Annotated in this window: 15 protein-coding genes; 6 read left to right on the top strand and 9 right to left on the bottom strand. The window is 54.6% G+C overall.

Annotated elements, in window-relative coordinates; translation table 11 throughout:
• Positions 1-68: 68 nt before the first annotated feature.
• From QMG44_RS15010 to QMG44_RS14990, 5 genes are all read right to left on the bottom strand, one after another.
• The gene (locus QMG44_RS15010) at positions 69-1,139 is read right to left on the bottom strand and encodes an ABC transporter ATP-binding protein (protein ID WP_086532144.1); all 1,071 of its coding nucleotides are present in this window, start codon (positions 1,137-1,139) and stop codon (positions 69-71) included.
• Positions 1,132-2,901 (bottom strand): iron ABC transporter permease, encoded by a 1,770-nt coding sequence (locus tag QMG44_RS15005; RefSeq protein WP_020883752.1) that lies wholly within the window; start codon positions 2,899-2,901, stop codon positions 1,132-1,134. The genes QMG44_RS15010 and QMG44_RS15005 overlap by 8 nt, the downstream gene beginning before the upstream one ends.
• A gap of 78 nt (positions 2,902-2,979) precedes the next feature.
• Positions 2,980-4,068: an ABC transporter substrate-binding protein gene (locus tag QMG44_RS15000; protein ID WP_020883753.1), complete on the bottom strand. Its 1,089-nt coding sequence runs from the start codon at positions 4,066-4,068 to the stop codon at positions 2,980-2,982.
• 168 nt (positions 4,069-4,236) lie between these two features.
• Positions 4,237-4,938 carry a response regulator gene (locus tag QMG44_RS14995; RefSeq protein WP_086532145.1) on the bottom strand — a complete coding sequence of 234 codons (702 nt, stop codon included), beginning with the start codon at positions 4,936-4,938 and terminating at the stop codon, positions 4,237-4,239.
• A gap of 3 nt (positions 4,939-4,941) precedes the next feature.
• Positions 4,942-6,579: a sensor histidine kinase gene (locus QMG44_RS14990; protein WP_025203323.1), complete on the bottom strand. Its 1,638-nt coding sequence runs from the start codon at positions 6,577-6,579 to the stop codon at positions 4,942-4,944.
• 178 nt (positions 6,580-6,757) lie between these two features.
• Here QMG44_RS14990 and yjdI point away from each other — a divergent pair, with 178 nt between their 5' ends.
• Together yjdI and QMG44_RS14980 are read left to right on the top strand one after the other, a co-directional pair.
• Positions 6,758-6,988, top strand: a complete 231-nt coding sequence (gene yjdI, locus QMG44_RS14985) for a 4Fe-4S mono-cluster protein YjdI (protein ID WP_020883756.1) — start codon at positions 6,758-6,760, stop codon at positions 6,986-6,988.
• A gap of 10 nt (positions 6,989-6,998) precedes the next feature.
• On the top strand, positions 6,999-7,271 hold the full coding sequence (locus QMG44_RS14980; RefSeq protein WP_014171484.1) for a GNAT family N-acetyltransferase: 273 nt from the start codon (positions 6,999-7,001) through the stop codon (positions 7,269-7,271).
• 28 nt (positions 7,272-7,299) lie between these two features.
• Here the strand turns inward: QMG44_RS14980 and QMG44_RS14975 are convergent, their stop codons facing one another.
• The gene (locus tag QMG44_RS14975) at positions 7,300-7,911 is read right to left on the bottom strand and encodes a LysE family translocator (RefSeq protein ID WP_086532147.1); all 612 of its coding nucleotides are present in this window, start codon (positions 7,909-7,911) and stop codon (positions 7,300-7,302) included.
• Between the two features lie 116 nt (positions 7,912-8,027).
• Here QMG44_RS14975 and QMG44_RS14970 point away from each other — a divergent pair, with 116 nt between their 5' ends.
• Entirely contained in the window at positions 8,028-8,501 is a 474-nt protein-coding gene (locus QMG44_RS14970) for an Lrp/AsnC family transcriptional regulator (protein ID WP_032670215.1), read from the top strand.
• A gap of 32 nt (positions 8,502-8,533) precedes the next feature.
• Here the strand turns inward: QMG44_RS14970 and QMG44_RS14965 are convergent, their stop codons facing one another.
• Positions 8,534-9,763 (bottom strand): amino acid permease, encoded by a 1,230-nt coding sequence (locus tag QMG44_RS14965; RefSeq protein WP_020883758.1) that lies wholly within the window; start codon positions 9,761-9,763, stop codon positions 8,534-8,536.
• A gap of 118 nt (positions 9,764-9,881) precedes the next feature.
• Positions 9,882-10,343 carry a multidrug/biocide efflux PACE transporter gene (locus QMG44_RS14960; protein WP_014171480.1) on the bottom strand — a complete coding sequence of 154 codons (462 nt, stop codon included), beginning with the start codon at positions 10,341-10,343 and terminating at the stop codon, positions 9,882-9,884.
• 103 nt (positions 10,344-10,446) lie between these two features.
• Here QMG44_RS14960 and QMG44_RS14955 point away from each other — a divergent pair, with 103 nt between their 5' ends.
• The 3 genes from QMG44_RS14955 to QMG44_RS14945 all read left to right on the top strand — a co-directional run bounded on the left by QMG44_RS14955 (position 10,447) and on the right by QMG44_RS14945 (position 13,586).
• Positions 10,447-11,313, top strand: a complete 867-nt coding sequence (locus QMG44_RS14955; protein WP_014171479.1) for a LysR family transcriptional regulator — start codon at positions 10,447-10,449, stop codon at positions 11,311-11,313.
• A 93-nt stretch (positions 11,314-11,406) separates the two neighbouring features.
• Positions 11,407-12,585 carry an acetyl-CoA C-acetyltransferase gene (locus QMG44_RS14950; protein ID WP_086532148.1) on the top strand — a complete coding sequence of 393 codons (1,179 nt, stop codon included), beginning with the start codon at positions 11,407-11,409 and terminating at the stop codon, positions 12,583-12,585.
• A 317-nt stretch (positions 12,586-12,902) separates the two neighbouring features.
• Positions 12,903-13,586 (top strand): porin, encoded by a 684-nt coding sequence (locus QMG44_RS14945; RefSeq protein WP_014171477.1) that lies wholly within the window; start codon positions 12,903-12,905, stop codon positions 13,584-13,586.
• A 152-nt stretch (positions 13,587-13,738) separates the two neighbouring features.
• Here QMG44_RS14945 and QMG44_RS14940 read toward each other — a convergent pair whose 3' ends face one another.
• The gene (locus QMG44_RS14940) at positions 13,739-14,914 is read right to left on the bottom strand and encodes an oligogalacturonate lyase family protein (protein ID WP_281853155.1); all 1,176 of its coding nucleotides are present in this window, start codon (positions 14,912-14,914) and stop codon (positions 13,739-13,741) included.
• Between the last annotated feature and the right edge of the window lie 27 nt (positions 14,915-14,941).

The following is a 14,941-nucleotide window of genomic DNA, read 5'->3' as shown; positions in this document are numbered from 1 at the left end:
GTTTTCACTGCCGTGTGCAGGCAGTATGTCGGGTATAAAAAAGGCTGCTTATCGCAGCCTTTTTACATTTAGTTTTTCGGGAAGATCCACACGTGCTTTTCAGGCAGCGAAAGGTGGCAGTGCAGCGGGTCCCGGGCCTCGTGACCATAGGCGCGAATGACAAAATCATCCCCCGGCGTGCGGAAAAGGTATTCCCAGCGGTCGCCGAGATACATGCTGGTCAGTAACGGGAGCGCCAGCTGGTTTTCCCCCGGCCCTTCGACCACCGCCACGCGCTCGACGCGGATCACCGCGGTGGCGTCTTCACCGCTTCGTACCCCTTCACCGGCCTGGCCCCATAGCACCCAGCCTTTGCCTTCGATACGCGCTTTGCCGTCGCGCACTTCCGTAACCTTGCCGTGCAGGCGATTATTGCTGCCCATAAACTCAGCGGTAAACAGCGTTTTCGGCGAGCCGTACATCTCCTGCGGCGTGCCCTGTTGCTCGATTTTACCGTTGTTAAGCAGCAGGATACGGTCGGAAATCGACATCGCCTCATTCTGGTCGTGCGTTACCATCAGCGCGGATAAGCCCAGCTTGATAATCAGCTCACGCAGGAATACGCGAGCCTCTTCGCGCAGCTTAGCGTCGAGGTTAGAGAGCGGTTCATCCAGTAAAATGACCGGCGGGTTGTAGACCAGCGCCCGGCCAATTGCCACGCGCTGCTGCTGTCCACCGGAGAGCTGGTGCGGATGGCGTTTGCCCAGATGGCCCAGCCCGAGCTGGACCAGCACGTCCTGTACGCGCTGCTGGATCTCTTTGGCCGGAACCTTGCGCAGCTTGAGCGGATAGGCCACGTTTTCAAAAACGGTTTTGTGCGGCCACAGCGCATACGACTGAAACACCAGGCCCAGGTTACGCTCTTCCGCCGGGATCTCACTGCGCGGCGTGCCGTCATAGACTTTGTTTTTGCCAATGATAATCGAGCCCTGAGTCGGTTTTTCCAGGCCCGCCACCGCACGCAGCAGGGTGGTTTTCCCGCTGCCGGATGGCCCCAGCAGGGAGACCACTTCGCCGCGGTTGAGGTTCATGGAGACCCCTTTTAAAACAGGATTGTCACCGTAGGTCAGGTGCAGATCGTTAACCGCTAATTCAATCATGTATTTTGACTCCGAAACGAAGGGCAATGCCCAGACCTACCACCACCAGCAGGATGTTAATAAAAGAGAGCGCCGCCACAATATCAATGGCTCCCGCAGCCCAGAGGGATACCAGCATCGAGCCGATGGTTTCCGTGCCGGGTGAAAGCAGGTACACACCCGTTGAATATTCGCGTTCAAAAATCAGGAACATCAGCAGCCACGAACCGATAAGGCCGTAGCGGGAGAGCGGGATCGTGACATGGCGGGTGATCTGGCCACGCGTAGCCCCCGTACTGCGGGCGGCCTCTTCAAGCTCCGGCGCGACCTGCAGCAGGGTGGACGAGATGAGTCTCAGCCCGTACGCCATCCAGACCACCGTATAGGCCAGCCAGACGCTGAATATGGTGCTGCGCAGCGAACGTAGCCAGACAATCAGGTTTTCACGCATCCAGTCGCTCCAGGCGAACCCGGAAAGCCAGCCCGATTTCAGCGAGTTATCCAGCCACATCGGCAGGAACAGGAACACCCAGAGAAAAGCCAGACCCGCGAGCAGGCCAGGCACGGCGCGCGGCACCAGGACGCTGTAATCCAGGAAACGCGTGGTATTGTCCGGTTTGCGGTGCATGGCGATACCGACAAACAGGTAGCACGCCACGGCCAGCGCGCCGCCAATGACCCCAATGGACATGGAGTTGACGATGGCGCGCAGCAGGTTCGGCTGCGCCCATATCGTGCGAAAAGTACTCAGTGAAAGCTCGTCCCACAGCGAAACGCCCACGCCCCAGTTTGAGATAAACGCGCGTAACACCACGCCGAGCAGGGGAACGCCGATCGTGACGGTGAGCCAGAAAGCGACCACAGCGCCCGCCACCCAGCGCCATTTACCCAGAGGTAAGGCCCGGGCCTGGGACGCTTTGCCTTTCATGGTCACGAAACGGTTGGCGGTGCGCATCAGGCGACGCTGCAGCATAACCAGCGGAATGGTGATACAGATAAGCACCACCGCAACCGCCGCCATCAGGTGGTAGGAAGGGGTACCAAGCTTGTTGGTCAGCTGGTACAGGTAGGTTGCCAGCACCATGTTGCCCTCCGGATCGCCGAGGACCAGCATCAGACCAAACACTTCAAGACCTAGGAAGAACAGCAGAACGATGGCGTACAAAATGGACGGGCGCACCATCGGCAGGCTGACCGAGGTCATCACCTGTAACGGCGACGCACCCGCGGTACGTGCGGCCTCTTCCACATCGGAACCGACGCTTCGCAGCGCGGACGAAATATAGAGATAGGCATGCGGAACATGCGTCAGGCCAGCAATGACCACGATGCTCGACATGTCGTAGATATTCCACGGTACGAAACCAATCAGCGCCTGCGCCCAGAGGGATAAAAAGCCCACCGGACCGGCGGCCACCACGTAGCCGAATCCCAGCACCATTGGCGACACGAAAACCGGCACGAGGATCAGCGGTTCAATCAGGCGGCGGCCGGGCAGGTCGGTACGCACCATCAGAAAGGCCAGCACGCCCCCTAACGGAATGGCGATGATGACCAGCCCGAAAGCGAGAATAAAACCGCTTTTCAGCGCCTTATAGAAATCAGGGTCGGTGAAGATAAAACCAAATGATTCAAGGCTCCACTCTTTTGCCGGTGAAAAGAACGGGGCGGACAAGAAGCTCTGTATCACGATAAACGACAGCGGCGTGTAGATAACCAGGGCGGTTATCAACACGACAATACCGCGCGGCAGGCTTTGCCACTTTCTGCGTAATGTATTCATGGGGTATCCCTGGTGTTGCAGCCCAGCAAAACGAACTCAGGTAACAGGAGCGCGACGACTCGCGTCGCGCTCAGACGCTTATTTGGCGGCGGCGGTACGCCACTGTTTGATGTACTCCAGGCGTTTTTTCGGCTGCAGATACTCCAGCAGGCTTTCATCAACCGGGATAGGTTTCAGCGCATTGCCGAGCACTTTCGTCAGGCCATCGATATCATTTTTGCCGTCGATATCGTTACGAATGGACGGGATATCCGCCTGGCTTGCCAGAATACTTTGTCCTTTTTCAGACAGGACGTAGTCCAGCCACAGTTTCGCGGCATTGCTGTTTTGCGCCTGCTGGCTGATGAACGACACGCGTGATAACACCAGGGTGTAATCTTTTGGATAGGCGATCCCCAGCGACGGATCGTTTTTCGCACGCGCTTCCGCGTAGGATCCGAGGATATTAAAACCGATCAGGTTTTCCCCTGATGACACCCTCTCCATCATGGTGCCGGTTGAAGACTGAACGGCTAAACCCCCTTTGGCGATATCGGCCAGGGTTTTGAAGTAGTTAGGATCGGCCTTGTGATCCTGCACCGAGAGCATAAAGCCCAGACCCGATTTTTCGATGTCGTAGGTGGTGACTTTGCTCTTGAATTTATCCGTCTGGCTGGCAATAAGCTTAGCCAGCGCCGCATGGGAATCAGGCACGTCGCCCGCCGGGATCAGCCGTTTGTTGTAGATAAACACGACGGGTTCATAGGTGGTACCGTAGGCTTTATCTTTCCAGACCGCCCATTTCGGCAGCTGGCTTTGCTCCGGTGATTTGTACTCCATGGCGTAGTCGGTAGCGAGCTTTAGCCCGGTGTCCATGGAGGAGCTCCAGACCACATCGCCGCTACCGCCACCCGAGGCCTGTTCGCTGATAAAACGGTTGTACAGCTCGGTGCTGTTCATGTCGTTATATTCAACTTTGATGCCCGGATAGGTTTTTTCGAAGCCCTCAATCAGCGGCCCGGCAGCTTTGGTGTCGGTGGTGGAGTAGATCACCACTTTGCCCTCTTTGGTCGCGGCATCGACCATTTTTTGATAGTCAGCAGGGTAGCCCTGCGGCAAAGCAGACAGTGCGGAAGCAGAACACAGTACGGTAGCAGTAATCAGAGAAATTCGGAAAATGTTCGACATTATAGTTAACCTTTTAGTTACATTTGAGGAACTAATTGTCAACATAGCGCATGGCTCCGCGCCGACAATAGGGGGGCGCGGGTTGCGGTTCCGAAGTGTGATTGTCGGCGTCGTTTCAGCAATTAACACCATAAAATCCGCGACGCTTAGCAAACGAACGGTTGCGGATTACGTTTTCTCTGCCGCTTTGCGGTAAAGCCTTCTGGGATGACCGATATTGCCATACAGCATTTCGATGCTGATTAACCCACTTTCCACGCAGTATTCCAGATAACGGCGGCCCGTGGTTTTGCTGATCCCGACGTATCCCACCACCTCTTCCACCGACATTGTTTTTTCGGGGTGTTCCGCAAATAAACGCTTAATACGGTCCAGGGTGTGGGGCTCAATACCCTTTGTGGACGGGGTCTGCGAGGTGTCCGCCGCGGGGAGGTTAAACAGGCGATCCAGCGCATGCTGGTCGACAACCTTCACCTGCTGCACGGTGTGGATGAAACGCATAAAACGCTCCAGCGAGGCGTGCAGACGCTGGAAAAAAACAGGCTTAATCAGGTAGTCAAACGCGCCGCTGCGCATGGCATGGCTACAGGTCTGCATATCGCTGGCTGCGGTGATAAAGATCACCGAGCATTCATAGCTTTTCAGGAGCGGGTTATCGATTAACGCCACGCCTTTACCGTCCGGGAGATAATTGTCCAGCAGTATCAGCCTCGGCTGATGCTGGCGTATCAGGTTACACGCCTGCTCAATCGACGCGGCAATGCCCACTACGCGCAAATGGAAATTTTGCTCGATATACTCGCGATGCAGTTCCGCCAGGTGCGGCTCATCCTCAACAATCACAACATCAAGTGCTCGGGTCGTGGTCATGCGTTAGCCCTGTCGAACGGGGAGTGGATTGGGAATAAACACAGAGAATATCGTGCCTTGAGGAGCGTTATCCGTTATCTCAATGCTGCCGCCCGCCTTGTTGATATAGCCTGCCACCAGAAACAGGCCAATACCGTGCTCTGTGCCCACAATGTCGTTCTCGCTTTCCGGCTTGCTGCTGAATCCCTGGCGGAAAAGATGCGGTTTCATCGCCTCATCCACCCCGCAACCCCGATCGGCCACCTCTATCAGCAACTCCTGGTTGCGATCGGAAATGTAAAGCTCTACAGGTGCGGGAACCGGGGCTTTCAGGGTGGCGTCAACGGCGTTATCCAGCAGGTTGCCAATCACCGACACCAGCTCCGTTTCCGTGATGCTGGCAGGCATGCGGGTGAGCTGGCAGGCGGGATCAAACTGCAGTTCAACGCCCTTTTCCCGGGCGCTGACATATTTCCCTAGCAGCAATCCGCACAGGGCCGGCGAGACAAAATGGGCTGAGACGAAGTCCAGCACGCGCTGCGCCCCTTCTGACTGTGCCTGGATGTAACGGATCGCCTCGTCATAGTGTTTCATCTGCAGCAACCCCACCAGCGTGGCGGTCCAGTTCAGCTGTTCATGACGCATAATGCGCAGGTTATCCGCATAGCGTTTAATCTGGCTTAGCTGGCTGCTGAGAGTGTTGATATCATTCTTGTCGCGAAAGCTATAAACCCAACCGCTTTCAACACCAGGTTCAACCTCAATCGCCACGCGGTTCACAATCACCTCGCGCTGGTTAAGCACCGCAATCTGGTCGTGGTTGCCGCGGCTAACCGAGGCGTAGCGCTGAGATAAAAAACCGGGGGACGTTTGCAGAACGTCTTCCAGCGGTTTGCCGATAAGCGCTTTCTCACTTTGATGAATATCCAGCATCTCTCTGGCGGCACGGTTAATTAAAATCAGCTGCTTTTCTTCATTGACGGCAAATACCCCTTCATACATTGCTTCCAGCAGTGCGCGTTGCTGTAAGACCAGTTGCGCAATATCTTTTGGCTCAAGGCGGAACATCTGCTTTTTAAGATTGCGGGTAAACAACCAGGAAAAAATAAACAGTAACAGCAACAGACCCATACCGTATAACCCGGACTGCCAGAGAATACGCGCATTGATATTCGCAATGTACGACGTCAAATAACCGACCGAGACAATCCCAATCACCTGATGCTGCGCATTAAAGATGGGCGCTTTGCTGCGCAGTGAAACCCCAATCCCACCCTTACGCACCGAAATAATTGTTTTGCCTTGTAATACCTCCGCATTATCCCCGCCGATCATCGGTAAATTGATGCGTTCCGGTGATTCTGAATGATAGAGATGCTGTTCCCGGGTATCGCCAATGACAATATAACTGGCATCACTTTCGGCCCGTATAGGCTGAATTAAACGGGCGATGGCGGGGATATTTCTGGCCGCGACGTTTTCCGCCAGACCCGGCATCAACGCGATTTCGCTGGCCTGAACCCGGGCGCGCTGGCCGAGATCGTGATGCAATTGCCGGTCAATAAAATGAAACAGGATGGTTCCCAGCAGAACTAACAGCAGGCAGGAGAAGCACACCAGCGCTAAAAAAAGTTTTACCTGAAAAGAGAGTCTGCGTTTCATACGACCTGACGCGGGGTGTCTGATTAGAGCGGTCTGCGCAGACTGACATGAGGAAATGGGGGATGCAATCTGGCGAAAACAGAGTTGTGACCTGGCTTTTCGTTTTGGGGGTTATAGCTATCAGGATCGCGTAAGGCTATGCTTCATTCAGCACCCGAATAATTACAGAGGCAATGTCGTGGATAAAGCGCTACTGGATGCAGGCTACCGGGCCTATACCGGAGAGAAAATTGACGTTTACTTCAACACCGCGATCTGCAAACACTCAGGAAATTGCGTGCGCGGGAGCGCTAAGCTCTTCAACCTGAAACGTAAACCGTGGATTATACCGGATGAAGTGGACGTCGAAACGGTTGTACATGTGATTGATACCTGCCCGAGCGGTGCGCTGAAGTATCGCCAAAAATAAGCGAGGAACCATGGATATTCTGGAAGGCCATAACAAGTTTTACGTCAACGATGCTGACGGTAACCAGGTTGCAGAGATTGTCTTCGTACCGACCGGTGAGCATCTGAGCATTATCGAGCACACCGATGTGGATCCGAGCCTGAAAGGGCAAGGTGTGGGTAAACAGCTGGTGGCAAAAGTGGTCGCGAAGATGCGCGGTGAAAACCGAAAAATTATCCCGCTATGCCCGTTTGCCAAACATGAGTTTGATAATACGCGGGAATATGACGATATTCGGGCGTAGAAACACACCGGCAATGGCCGGTGTTTTTTCATCTGATCTGTTCAAACAGCAGCACCGCCGCAATCACTACCATCATTCCCCCTGATGCTCTGCTCACCAGACGCGCGGCCTGCGGGCGGGTGGCCAGGATGGCTTTTGAACCGTATCCCACCAGCAGATAGACCAGCGTACAGGTGATGAGGTGTAGCAAGCCCAGCGCGGACATCTGCATCGCAACCGACCAGCTTCCCGTCGGGTCAGTAAATTGTGGAAGCAGGGCAAGGAACAGCAAAAAAACTTTCGGGTTAAGGCCGCTGATACATAATCCCTTCACCGCCCACTGTTTCCAGTTTGCCGCCGAGGTTGTGGCGCTTTCCGGTGCGCCAGGAGCGCGTAACAGTGAGATACCAAGCCACAGCAAGTAAAGTGCTCCCGCTATCGTCAGCCCGGATAATGCCAGCGGATGTTGCGCCATCATGACGCCCACGCCCGCGACCACAATCAGTGTCGCCAGCAGATGCCCGGACATGAGGCCCATCACTGCGGGTACCACGCGCCGCCCGTGGATGCCGGCGCTAATGGCGTAAGCCCAGTCGGCGCCCGGCGTCATGATGAGCAGGAAAGACACCACCCAAAACCCAGCCACAATACTCATTTCCATCGTCTGTAAAACTCCAGAATTTCACCCGTCAACAGAGAGAAAGCATATCGGTATCCGGACGAAATGAGTTTTCAATGTTATGCTCAAAAGACGGTGAAATTGACAAAATCTTCCACATGGACAGCATCGATCGAAAAATTCTTGCGCAGTTGCAGGCGGATGGCCGTTTATCTCTTACGGAGCTGGCTGAACGGGTGAACCTGAGCCTCTCGCCGTGTCACCGGCGCGTGCGGGCACTGGAGCAGAGCGGGGCCATTACGGGATACCGGGCCAGTCTCGATCCCGCCAAAATGGGGTTTAACTTTCTGGCGATCGTGTTTGCGACGCTAAAAGAGGGCGACAGAAAAGCGGTGAGCGCCTTTGAGGAGGCGGTGGAAGAGATCCCGCAAATTGTGCTGGCGCAGCGTTTGTTTGGCGATCCTGATTATCTGATGCACGTCGTGACCCGCGACCTGCCGGCTTTTCAGAAACTTTATGATGAGAAGCTCTCTGCGATGCCCGGCGTTCAGCATCTTCGCTCAACGCTGGTCATGAAAACGGTCGTGCAGGACAGGCCGTTTCCGCTCGACATTTCAGGGCGTGACGAATAACGCGCCCGGCAGAACGCCGGGCGCAGGGGCGTTTAGCCTACAAACATCACTGACACGCACAGTACGCCAACGATCAGCGTCAACAGGTTGCCGACAGATCGGTACGGTTTCAGGGACGGGATCAGGTACGTCGACAGCGTCGGCATGATAAACAGGATCATGGCGATAAGCGGACCGCTGATGGCATAAATCATCGAAATGGCATTCGGATTAATGCAGCACACCGCAAAGGTGATTAACGACACCCCCATGATGGAGATCGCGCGGTTAAAGGCGCGGCTCTTTTTCACGCCCACCTGGTTCAGCGATGACTTCACAATCTCCGTCGCCCCTTCGATCACCCCAAAATAGGTGCCGAGGAACGATTTCGACATGGCGATAATCGCCACAATAATCCCGGAAATCCCCAGCCATGCCGGAGAAGAGGGCATCATCGACAGCGCTGACAGAATGGTTACCCCTTCCTCTTTTGCCGAAACGATATAGGACGGTGGAATTGAGAGCAGGCAGCTGAACACAAAGAACAGCACGCTCAGGCAGATAATCAGGTACGCCACCTTCATGATTTTCTTGCACTTGTCCATGGCGGCGTCGCCAAACTTCTCACGGCGGTCAACGGCAAACGTCGAGATAATTGGCGTATGGCTGAAAGCGAATACCATCACCGGGATCGAAATCCAGACCTGATGCAGCGTATGGCGGTCAAATGCCATCTGGCTAGTGAGCAGCGCGGGTTGCCAGCTTCCGGTTAGATAGAGCGAGACAAACAGGAAGTAGGCGATCAGCGGAAACACCAGGAAGCCCATCACTTTTATGGTGATATGCCGTCCCATCAGGAAGATCAGATTTAACACCAGCACCACGCCAAAACTGACCAGCACGCGAACGGCGGTATCCACCGTCATGTGTTTTGCCAGCTGCTCAGTTAACGAGTTGGTGATGGCCACTGCATAAATCTGCACCACCACGAAGAAGGCGATGAAATAGAGCGTGGTGATCAGGTTGCCTATCTTCCTGCCGTAATAATGGGAGACGGCGCCGGTGATCCCTTCATTGCCTTTTGTTTTCGACGACAGGATGAATTGTGCCAGCGCGCGGTGCGGCCAGTAGGTTAATGGGTAGGCCACAAGGGCAGTGATAAACAGGACGATAGCGCCTGCGGAGCCCAGCTGAATGGGCAAGAACAGCGTTCCTGCGCCCACGGCCGTGCCATAGAGAGCGAAACTCCAGAGAGTCTCATCTTTTGACCAAATTTTCGACATTAGAGCAACGTATCAACTATCAAACCAACAGAATGGAGCGCAATTTACCATAATTATGGGTTGAGAGCGCAGTTGCTTCGAAGGAGTTTGGCCGGAGCGGGCGTCCGGCCAGAGGGAATTAGCCTGCAAGGGCGCGTCGCTGCTGGCGACGTTTAAGGAATTTCTCGCGCAGCGTATCGTAAGCCCAGTTATAGAACATGGTGTACGGCAGGAAGAACAGGAAGAAACCAATTTCCAGTGTGAATGCCTGCAGCAGCGTGACGCCCAGCACCGCGGCGACTATCGACACGCCGATCACAATAAACCCGCACTCGAATCCCAGCGCATGCAGTGCGCGGATTTTTGCCGTGCGTGTGATGCGGTGAACCGGCCAGAAACGGTCGAAGCCGACGTTATAGATAATGTTCCAGAGCATGGCGGTGGTTGCCAGGATAATGGTCAACCCACCCATCTCCACCACGGAACGTTGCATAAGCCACGCCGCCGTCGGGGCGAGGATCGCCGTGGCAATCCCTTCGAAACAGACGGCATGAAAGATCCGCTCCGGCAGTTTACGTTGGAGTGCATCCTGATGTTGCATAGTTTTAGACCTCGTGAATACGCATTTTGGCGTTGATGCGGCCTATTGTTATCGCTAAAGGTGATATATTAAAGATGGTATCCATCGATAAAGTAGATAGTGCATGCGTTATTCACCTGAAGCCCTTACCGCATTCGTTGAGACCGTCGCGGCGGGCTCTTTTTCTGCCGCCGCGCGTCGGTTACGTAAAAGCCAGTCGACCGTGAGCACATCCATCGCCAATCTTGAAGCCGATCTGGGCTTCGATCTGTTTGACCGTTCGGCCCGTCAGCCGGTGTTAACCGCCCAGGGCGAACAGGTACTGGGTTATGTGCAGGCGATCCTCGCGGCCAGCACGCGGCTTGACGAGCTGGCGGTGTCGTTAACGGCACAAACGGAGGCGCGCCTGACGTTTGTTCTTTCCGATACCCTCAACCCGGACGTCCTGGAAGACCTGATGAACCAGTTCGACCAGCGCTTTCCCCATACCGAATTTGAATGCCTGATTGGCGAGGAAGAGGACGTTATCGATCTGCTGCAGAAGTCGCGTGCGCAGGTTGGTCTCACGGAAGCGCGTGACAGTTATCCGACCGATATTGGTTTTACCCGGTTGCCGATACAGACCCGGATGGCAATCTATGTCGCGACCAACCATCCTCTGGCCGGGCAGCAAGAAATCCAGGCCGATGAGCTGCACGGCTGGCGGGAATTGCGGCTGAGCACCTATCTGGAGCGGGAGGCAACGCTCGCACGCGGACCCGTCTGGTCGGCACCCAACTACCTGTTACTGCTGAGTATGGCGGTGCAGGGATTTGGCTGGTGCGTGCTGCCGTGCGCGCTGGTGGATGAATTTGCCGCCGCGAAATCGCTGGTGCAGCTGAATGTCCCCGGCTGGCCACGGGCGATCGGTATCGATCTGCTCTGGAATAAACGATCCCCGCCCGGCGTTGCCGGAAGCTGGCTGCGGCAGTATCTGCAGGATGCGCGCTAATCCTTGTGATTAAACTCACTATTTTTAAACAATTAAGATAATTGCCAATAACAATCCACTACTATCGTCATGTCATTTAACACAGAGGTTGTGATGAAAGATGTCGTTATAGTGGGTGCGTTGCGTACGGCTATCGGCTGTTTTCAGGGGGCGCTTGCACGCCACTCGGCTGTTGATTTGGGCAGCGTAGTGGTGAAAGCGCTGGTGGAACGCAGCGGGATTGCAGCACATGAAATTGATGAGGTGATCCTGGGACAGGTGCTGACCGCCGGTGCCGGGCAAAACCCTGCCCGTCAGGCGGCCCTCAAGGGCGGCCTGCCCAATACCGTCTCCGCTATCACCATCAACGACGTCTGTGGCTCAGGGTTAAAAGCGCTGCATCTGGCGACGCAGGCCATTCAGTGTGGTGAAGCGGATGTCGTGATTGCCGGCGGACAAGAAAATATGAGCCGGGCACCACACGTGCTGACCGACAGCCGTACCGGCGCGCAGCTGGGCAACAGCCAGTTGCTCGACAGTCTGGTGCATGACGGTCTGTGGGATGCGTTCAATGACTATCATATGGGCGTGACGGCGGAAAATCTGGCACGTGAGTATGGTATCAGCCGTGAGTTGCAGGACGCTTACGCGTTAAGCTCGCAGCAAAAAGCGCGCGCGGCGATTGATGCCGGGCGCTTTCGGAATGAAATCGTCCCGGTCAGCACGCAGCGTCAGAACGGTGAGGTTGCCGTGGTGGATACCGATGAGCAGCCGCGCACCGACGCCAGCGCTGAAGGGCTGGCGAGGCTCAATCCTGCGTTTGAAACTCAGGGCTCAGTGACGGCGGGAAACGCCTCCTCCATTAATGATGGCGCTGCGGCCGTGATGATGATGAGTGAAAGCAAAGCCCTCGAGCTGGATCTGCCCGTCCTGGCCCGCATTAAGGCATTTGCCAGCGTGGGTGTTGATCCTGCGTTAATGGGTATCGCCCCGGTTTATGCTACCCGTCGCTGCCTGGAGCGCGCAGGGTGGCAGCTCTCTGATGTGGATCTGATTGAAGTCAACGAGGCCTTTGCCGCACAGGCAATCTCGGTTGGCAAAATGCTGGAATGGGATCCCCTGCGGGTGAACGTGAACGGTGGGGCAATCGCACTGGGTCATCCTATCGGCGCGTCCGGTTGTCGAATTCTGGTATCGCTGGTGCATGAAATGAAAAAGCGCAATGCCCGCAAAGGCATTGCGACGCTCTGTATCGGTGGTGGACAAGGTGTCGCCCTCGCCATTGAACGCTAAAATCCCGCCCGCATAAAAGAGCCTCCCTTCAGGAGGTTTTTTTTTACATAACGAATGACGAATTAACCGTTATTAGCACATTCTCACTCTGTTATTGAATAATTACGGCCTTAATTATTATCGTTGTTAACGTCTTAGTGTGATCCCCCTCAGATAATTTCACGTTAATACACCCTGTTTGTTGATGGGTGTCACGTCCATCTTTGCCAAAAAAAATGAAACAAATAATTACGATCTTTGTCACTAAAATAATGTTCTTTAAAAAATAAACTGCAGTTTCATAAATAAGAAACATTATTTCAGTTGAGGGTTTTTTCATGTTTAAGAAATCTCTGGTCCTTACTTCCCTTATCGGTACGTCCTTCATGGCTCAGGCCGTTACCGTCGATCTGCGCCATGAATATATCGACAGTGGTGCCAATGCTGACCGTGTCTCGGTCTCACATCGCTTTGCTAACGGGGTCGGTTTTTCTGTTGAAGCTAAATGGAAATCCGGTGGTGATAAAGCCGATCAGCCGTTTGCGGATGTGGTGGGTAACGGGCATGAAGATCAAATTAGCTGGCGCTGGAAAGCGACTGAGAATATTGCACTGACGCCGGCGTTTACCCTTGAAAGTAACGACAGCCGCACAATATATAAACCGAATCTGCATCTGCAATATAGTTTCGACAACGGCTTCTACGTTGCCGCGCGTTATCGTTATGAATATACCCGCTACCCGTCAAGCTCGAATAAAGATGACGACAAAGTTAACCGTGGTGATGCCTGGGTTGGCTGGGTAATGGGTGACTGGCGTACCGAACTCAATTATGTTTATGCGAAGAGTTCTGAAGGTATGGTTCGTAATAATAACAAAGATTATTCCAACGAATATAACGCCAAGCTGGCGTATAAGTGGGATAAAAACTGGGCACCGTATGTTGAAGTGGGTAACATCGGCGTGAAAGACACCGATGAACGCCAGACCCGCCTTCGTTTAGGCGTGGCCTATTCTTTCTGATATCACGTTATTCCGCTGAACATTGCCGGGTAGCGCCAGTGCCTACCCGGCTTACCCATGTCTGATAAGCGCCGCCCAACGGGCAAAAGCCCACTGAAAAAAAAGCCCTCCGGAACGGAGGGCAAGGCCAGTTACAGAAACACAAACTCAAATCATGCATGCAACATTTCAGGTTGCTCAGGAAGTTTCGCGATATAGAGGGCGGGTTGACCGTCTTTATCGGAACTGAACAGCACCGCTTTCTCATCCGGAGTAAAGGAGGGATGCGGGTGGGTGACCTGGCGGCTATTTGCCACCGTTGCCCAAGAGGTGTCGTGACGGGCAATGCGGAAGTAGCTTTTTTTCGCCACGTCAAAGGCGTACAGATACGGATCGTTATCGATGGTGTAACCGTGCGTATCCTTCACATCAACCGGCGTGCCTGAACCGTCGCCCACCAGCAGGGAGCCGTCAACGTTGCTCATCAGATGGGAACAGGCGGGCATTGGCATGACTGCGTCATTGACGCCCGTATCCGGATTGAAGCTGCAGATGGTGCGGCCCTTTTGGCCCTTCAGATAAGAGACATACACAAGGGCAGAACCGTTCGGCACCCAGAATTCATGGGTACAGCTTTCGCCTTCCGCATGCGTTTTCACTTTGCGCACGTGCGTACCATCTTCGTTGACCAGCCACATGCGGGCGTCGACCAGGTCGTGCGGCCCTTCATGGCAAAACGCCACCGTGTTGTCATCAAACGGACGATAGATAGGGTGGCCAAGCCAGTTTTTCTCTTCGTGGATTGTGGTGCTTAAACCGGTTTTCAGATCCACCCGTAGCAGTCGACAGTGCGGCCCCTTATGGAAGAAGTCGTGGAAAACTTTCCAGTCGTTGAGCGGCGTCCAGTCACGTCGGGCGATTTCTATCCCAACCAGTTTGGTGCAGTCGCTGTTGGCGACCCAGGTACCGTAACCGACCCAGTCATCGGGGACACGGTACACCTCCCGTTCTACCAGGGTATGGAGATCTACCTCCAGCAGCGTGCGGTCGTTCTTCACATAGTAGAAGGATTTATCATCCGGAGAGAGGAACCCGCCAAAGGTATTATCCCCCGCGCCTTCCGTCAGCTGTACCGCTTCGGCCTTCTGCAGATCCAGCAGGTAGTAGTTCCAGTGACCGTCAAACGCCCCTGCGAACAGCAGGTGGCTGCCATCATTAAAGAAGCACTTCTGATAGAAGTAGTTGCGGTGACAGGTCACGTCGGGTGGGGTCAGGCGGGTGACTTCCACGCCTGTATCCGGATCGTGGCTGACCGCGTAGTTCAGCTTGACCCGCATACCTTTAGCCATAATGCACTCCTTTGAACGATAAAAGTA

The organism is Enterobacter sp. 200527-13 (genome assembly GCF_027924865.1).
GTDB lineage: Bacteria > Pseudomonadota > Gammaproteobacteria > Enterobacterales > Enterobacteriaceae > Enterobacter > Enterobacter ludwigii.
This window is presented reverse-complemented; position numbering and strand designations above follow the sequence as displayed.

What these genes read in the sequence shown, in the direction of transcription:
- QMG44_RS14980 (WP_014171484.1), top strand. Translation starts at nt 6,999, where the DNA reads ATGGATATTCTGGAAGGCCATAACAAGTTTTACGTCAACGATGCTGAC.
- QMG44_RS14995 (WP_086532145.1), bottom strand. Translation starts at nt 4,938, where the DNA reads ATGACCACGACCCGAGCACTTGATGTTGTGATTGTTGAGGATGAGCCG.
- QMG44_RS14950 (WP_086532148.1), top strand. Translation starts at nt 11,407, where the DNA reads ATGAAAGATGTCGTTATAGTGGGTGCGTTGCGTACGGCTATCGGCTGT.
- QMG44_RS14990 (WP_025203323.1), bottom strand. Translation starts at nt 6,579, where the DNA reads ATGAAACGCAGACTCTCTTTTCAGGTAAAACTTTTTTTAGCGCTGGTG.
- QMG44_RS14955 (WP_014171479.1), top strand. Translation starts at nt 10,447, where the DNA reads ATGCGTTATTCACCTGAAGCCCTTACCGCATTCGTTGAGACCGTCGCG.
- QMG44_RS15005 (WP_020883752.1), bottom strand. Translation starts at nt 2,901, where the DNA reads ATGAATACATTACGCAGAAAGTGGCAAAGCCTGCCGCGCGGTATTGTC.
- QMG44_RS14960 (WP_014171480.1), bottom strand. Translation starts at nt 10,343, where the DNA reads ATGCAACATCAGGATGCACTCCAACGTAAACTGCCGGAGCGGATCTTT.
- QMG44_RS14965 (WP_020883758.1), bottom strand. Translation starts at nt 9,763, where the DNA reads ATGTCGAAAATTTGGTCAAAAGATGAGACTCTCTGGAGTTTCGCTCTC.
- QMG44_RS14945 (WP_014171477.1), top strand. Translation starts at nt 12,903, where the DNA reads ATGTTTAAGAAATCTCTGGTCCTTACTTCCCTTATCGGTACGTCCTTC.
- QMG44_RS14975 (WP_086532147.1), bottom strand. Translation starts at nt 7,911, where the DNA reads ATGGAAATGAGTATTGTGGCTGGGTTTTGGGTGGTGTCTTTCCTGCTC.
- QMG44_RS15010 (WP_086532144.1), bottom strand. Translation starts at nt 1,139, where the DNA reads ATGATTGAATTAGCGGTTAACGATCTGCACCTGACCTACGGTGACAAT.
- QMG44_RS14940 (WP_281853155.1), bottom strand. Translation starts at nt 14,914, where the DNA reads ATGGCTAAAGGTATGCGGGTCAAGCTGAACTACGCGGTCAGCCACGAT.
- QMG44_RS14970 (WP_032670215.1), top strand. Translation starts at nt 8,028, where the DNA reads ATGGACAGCATCGATCGAAAAATTCTTGCGCAGTTGCAGGCGGATGGC.
- QMG44_RS15000 (WP_020883753.1), bottom strand. Translation starts at nt 4,068, where the DNA reads ATGTCGAACATTTTCCGAATTTCTCTGATTACTGCTACCGTACTGTGT.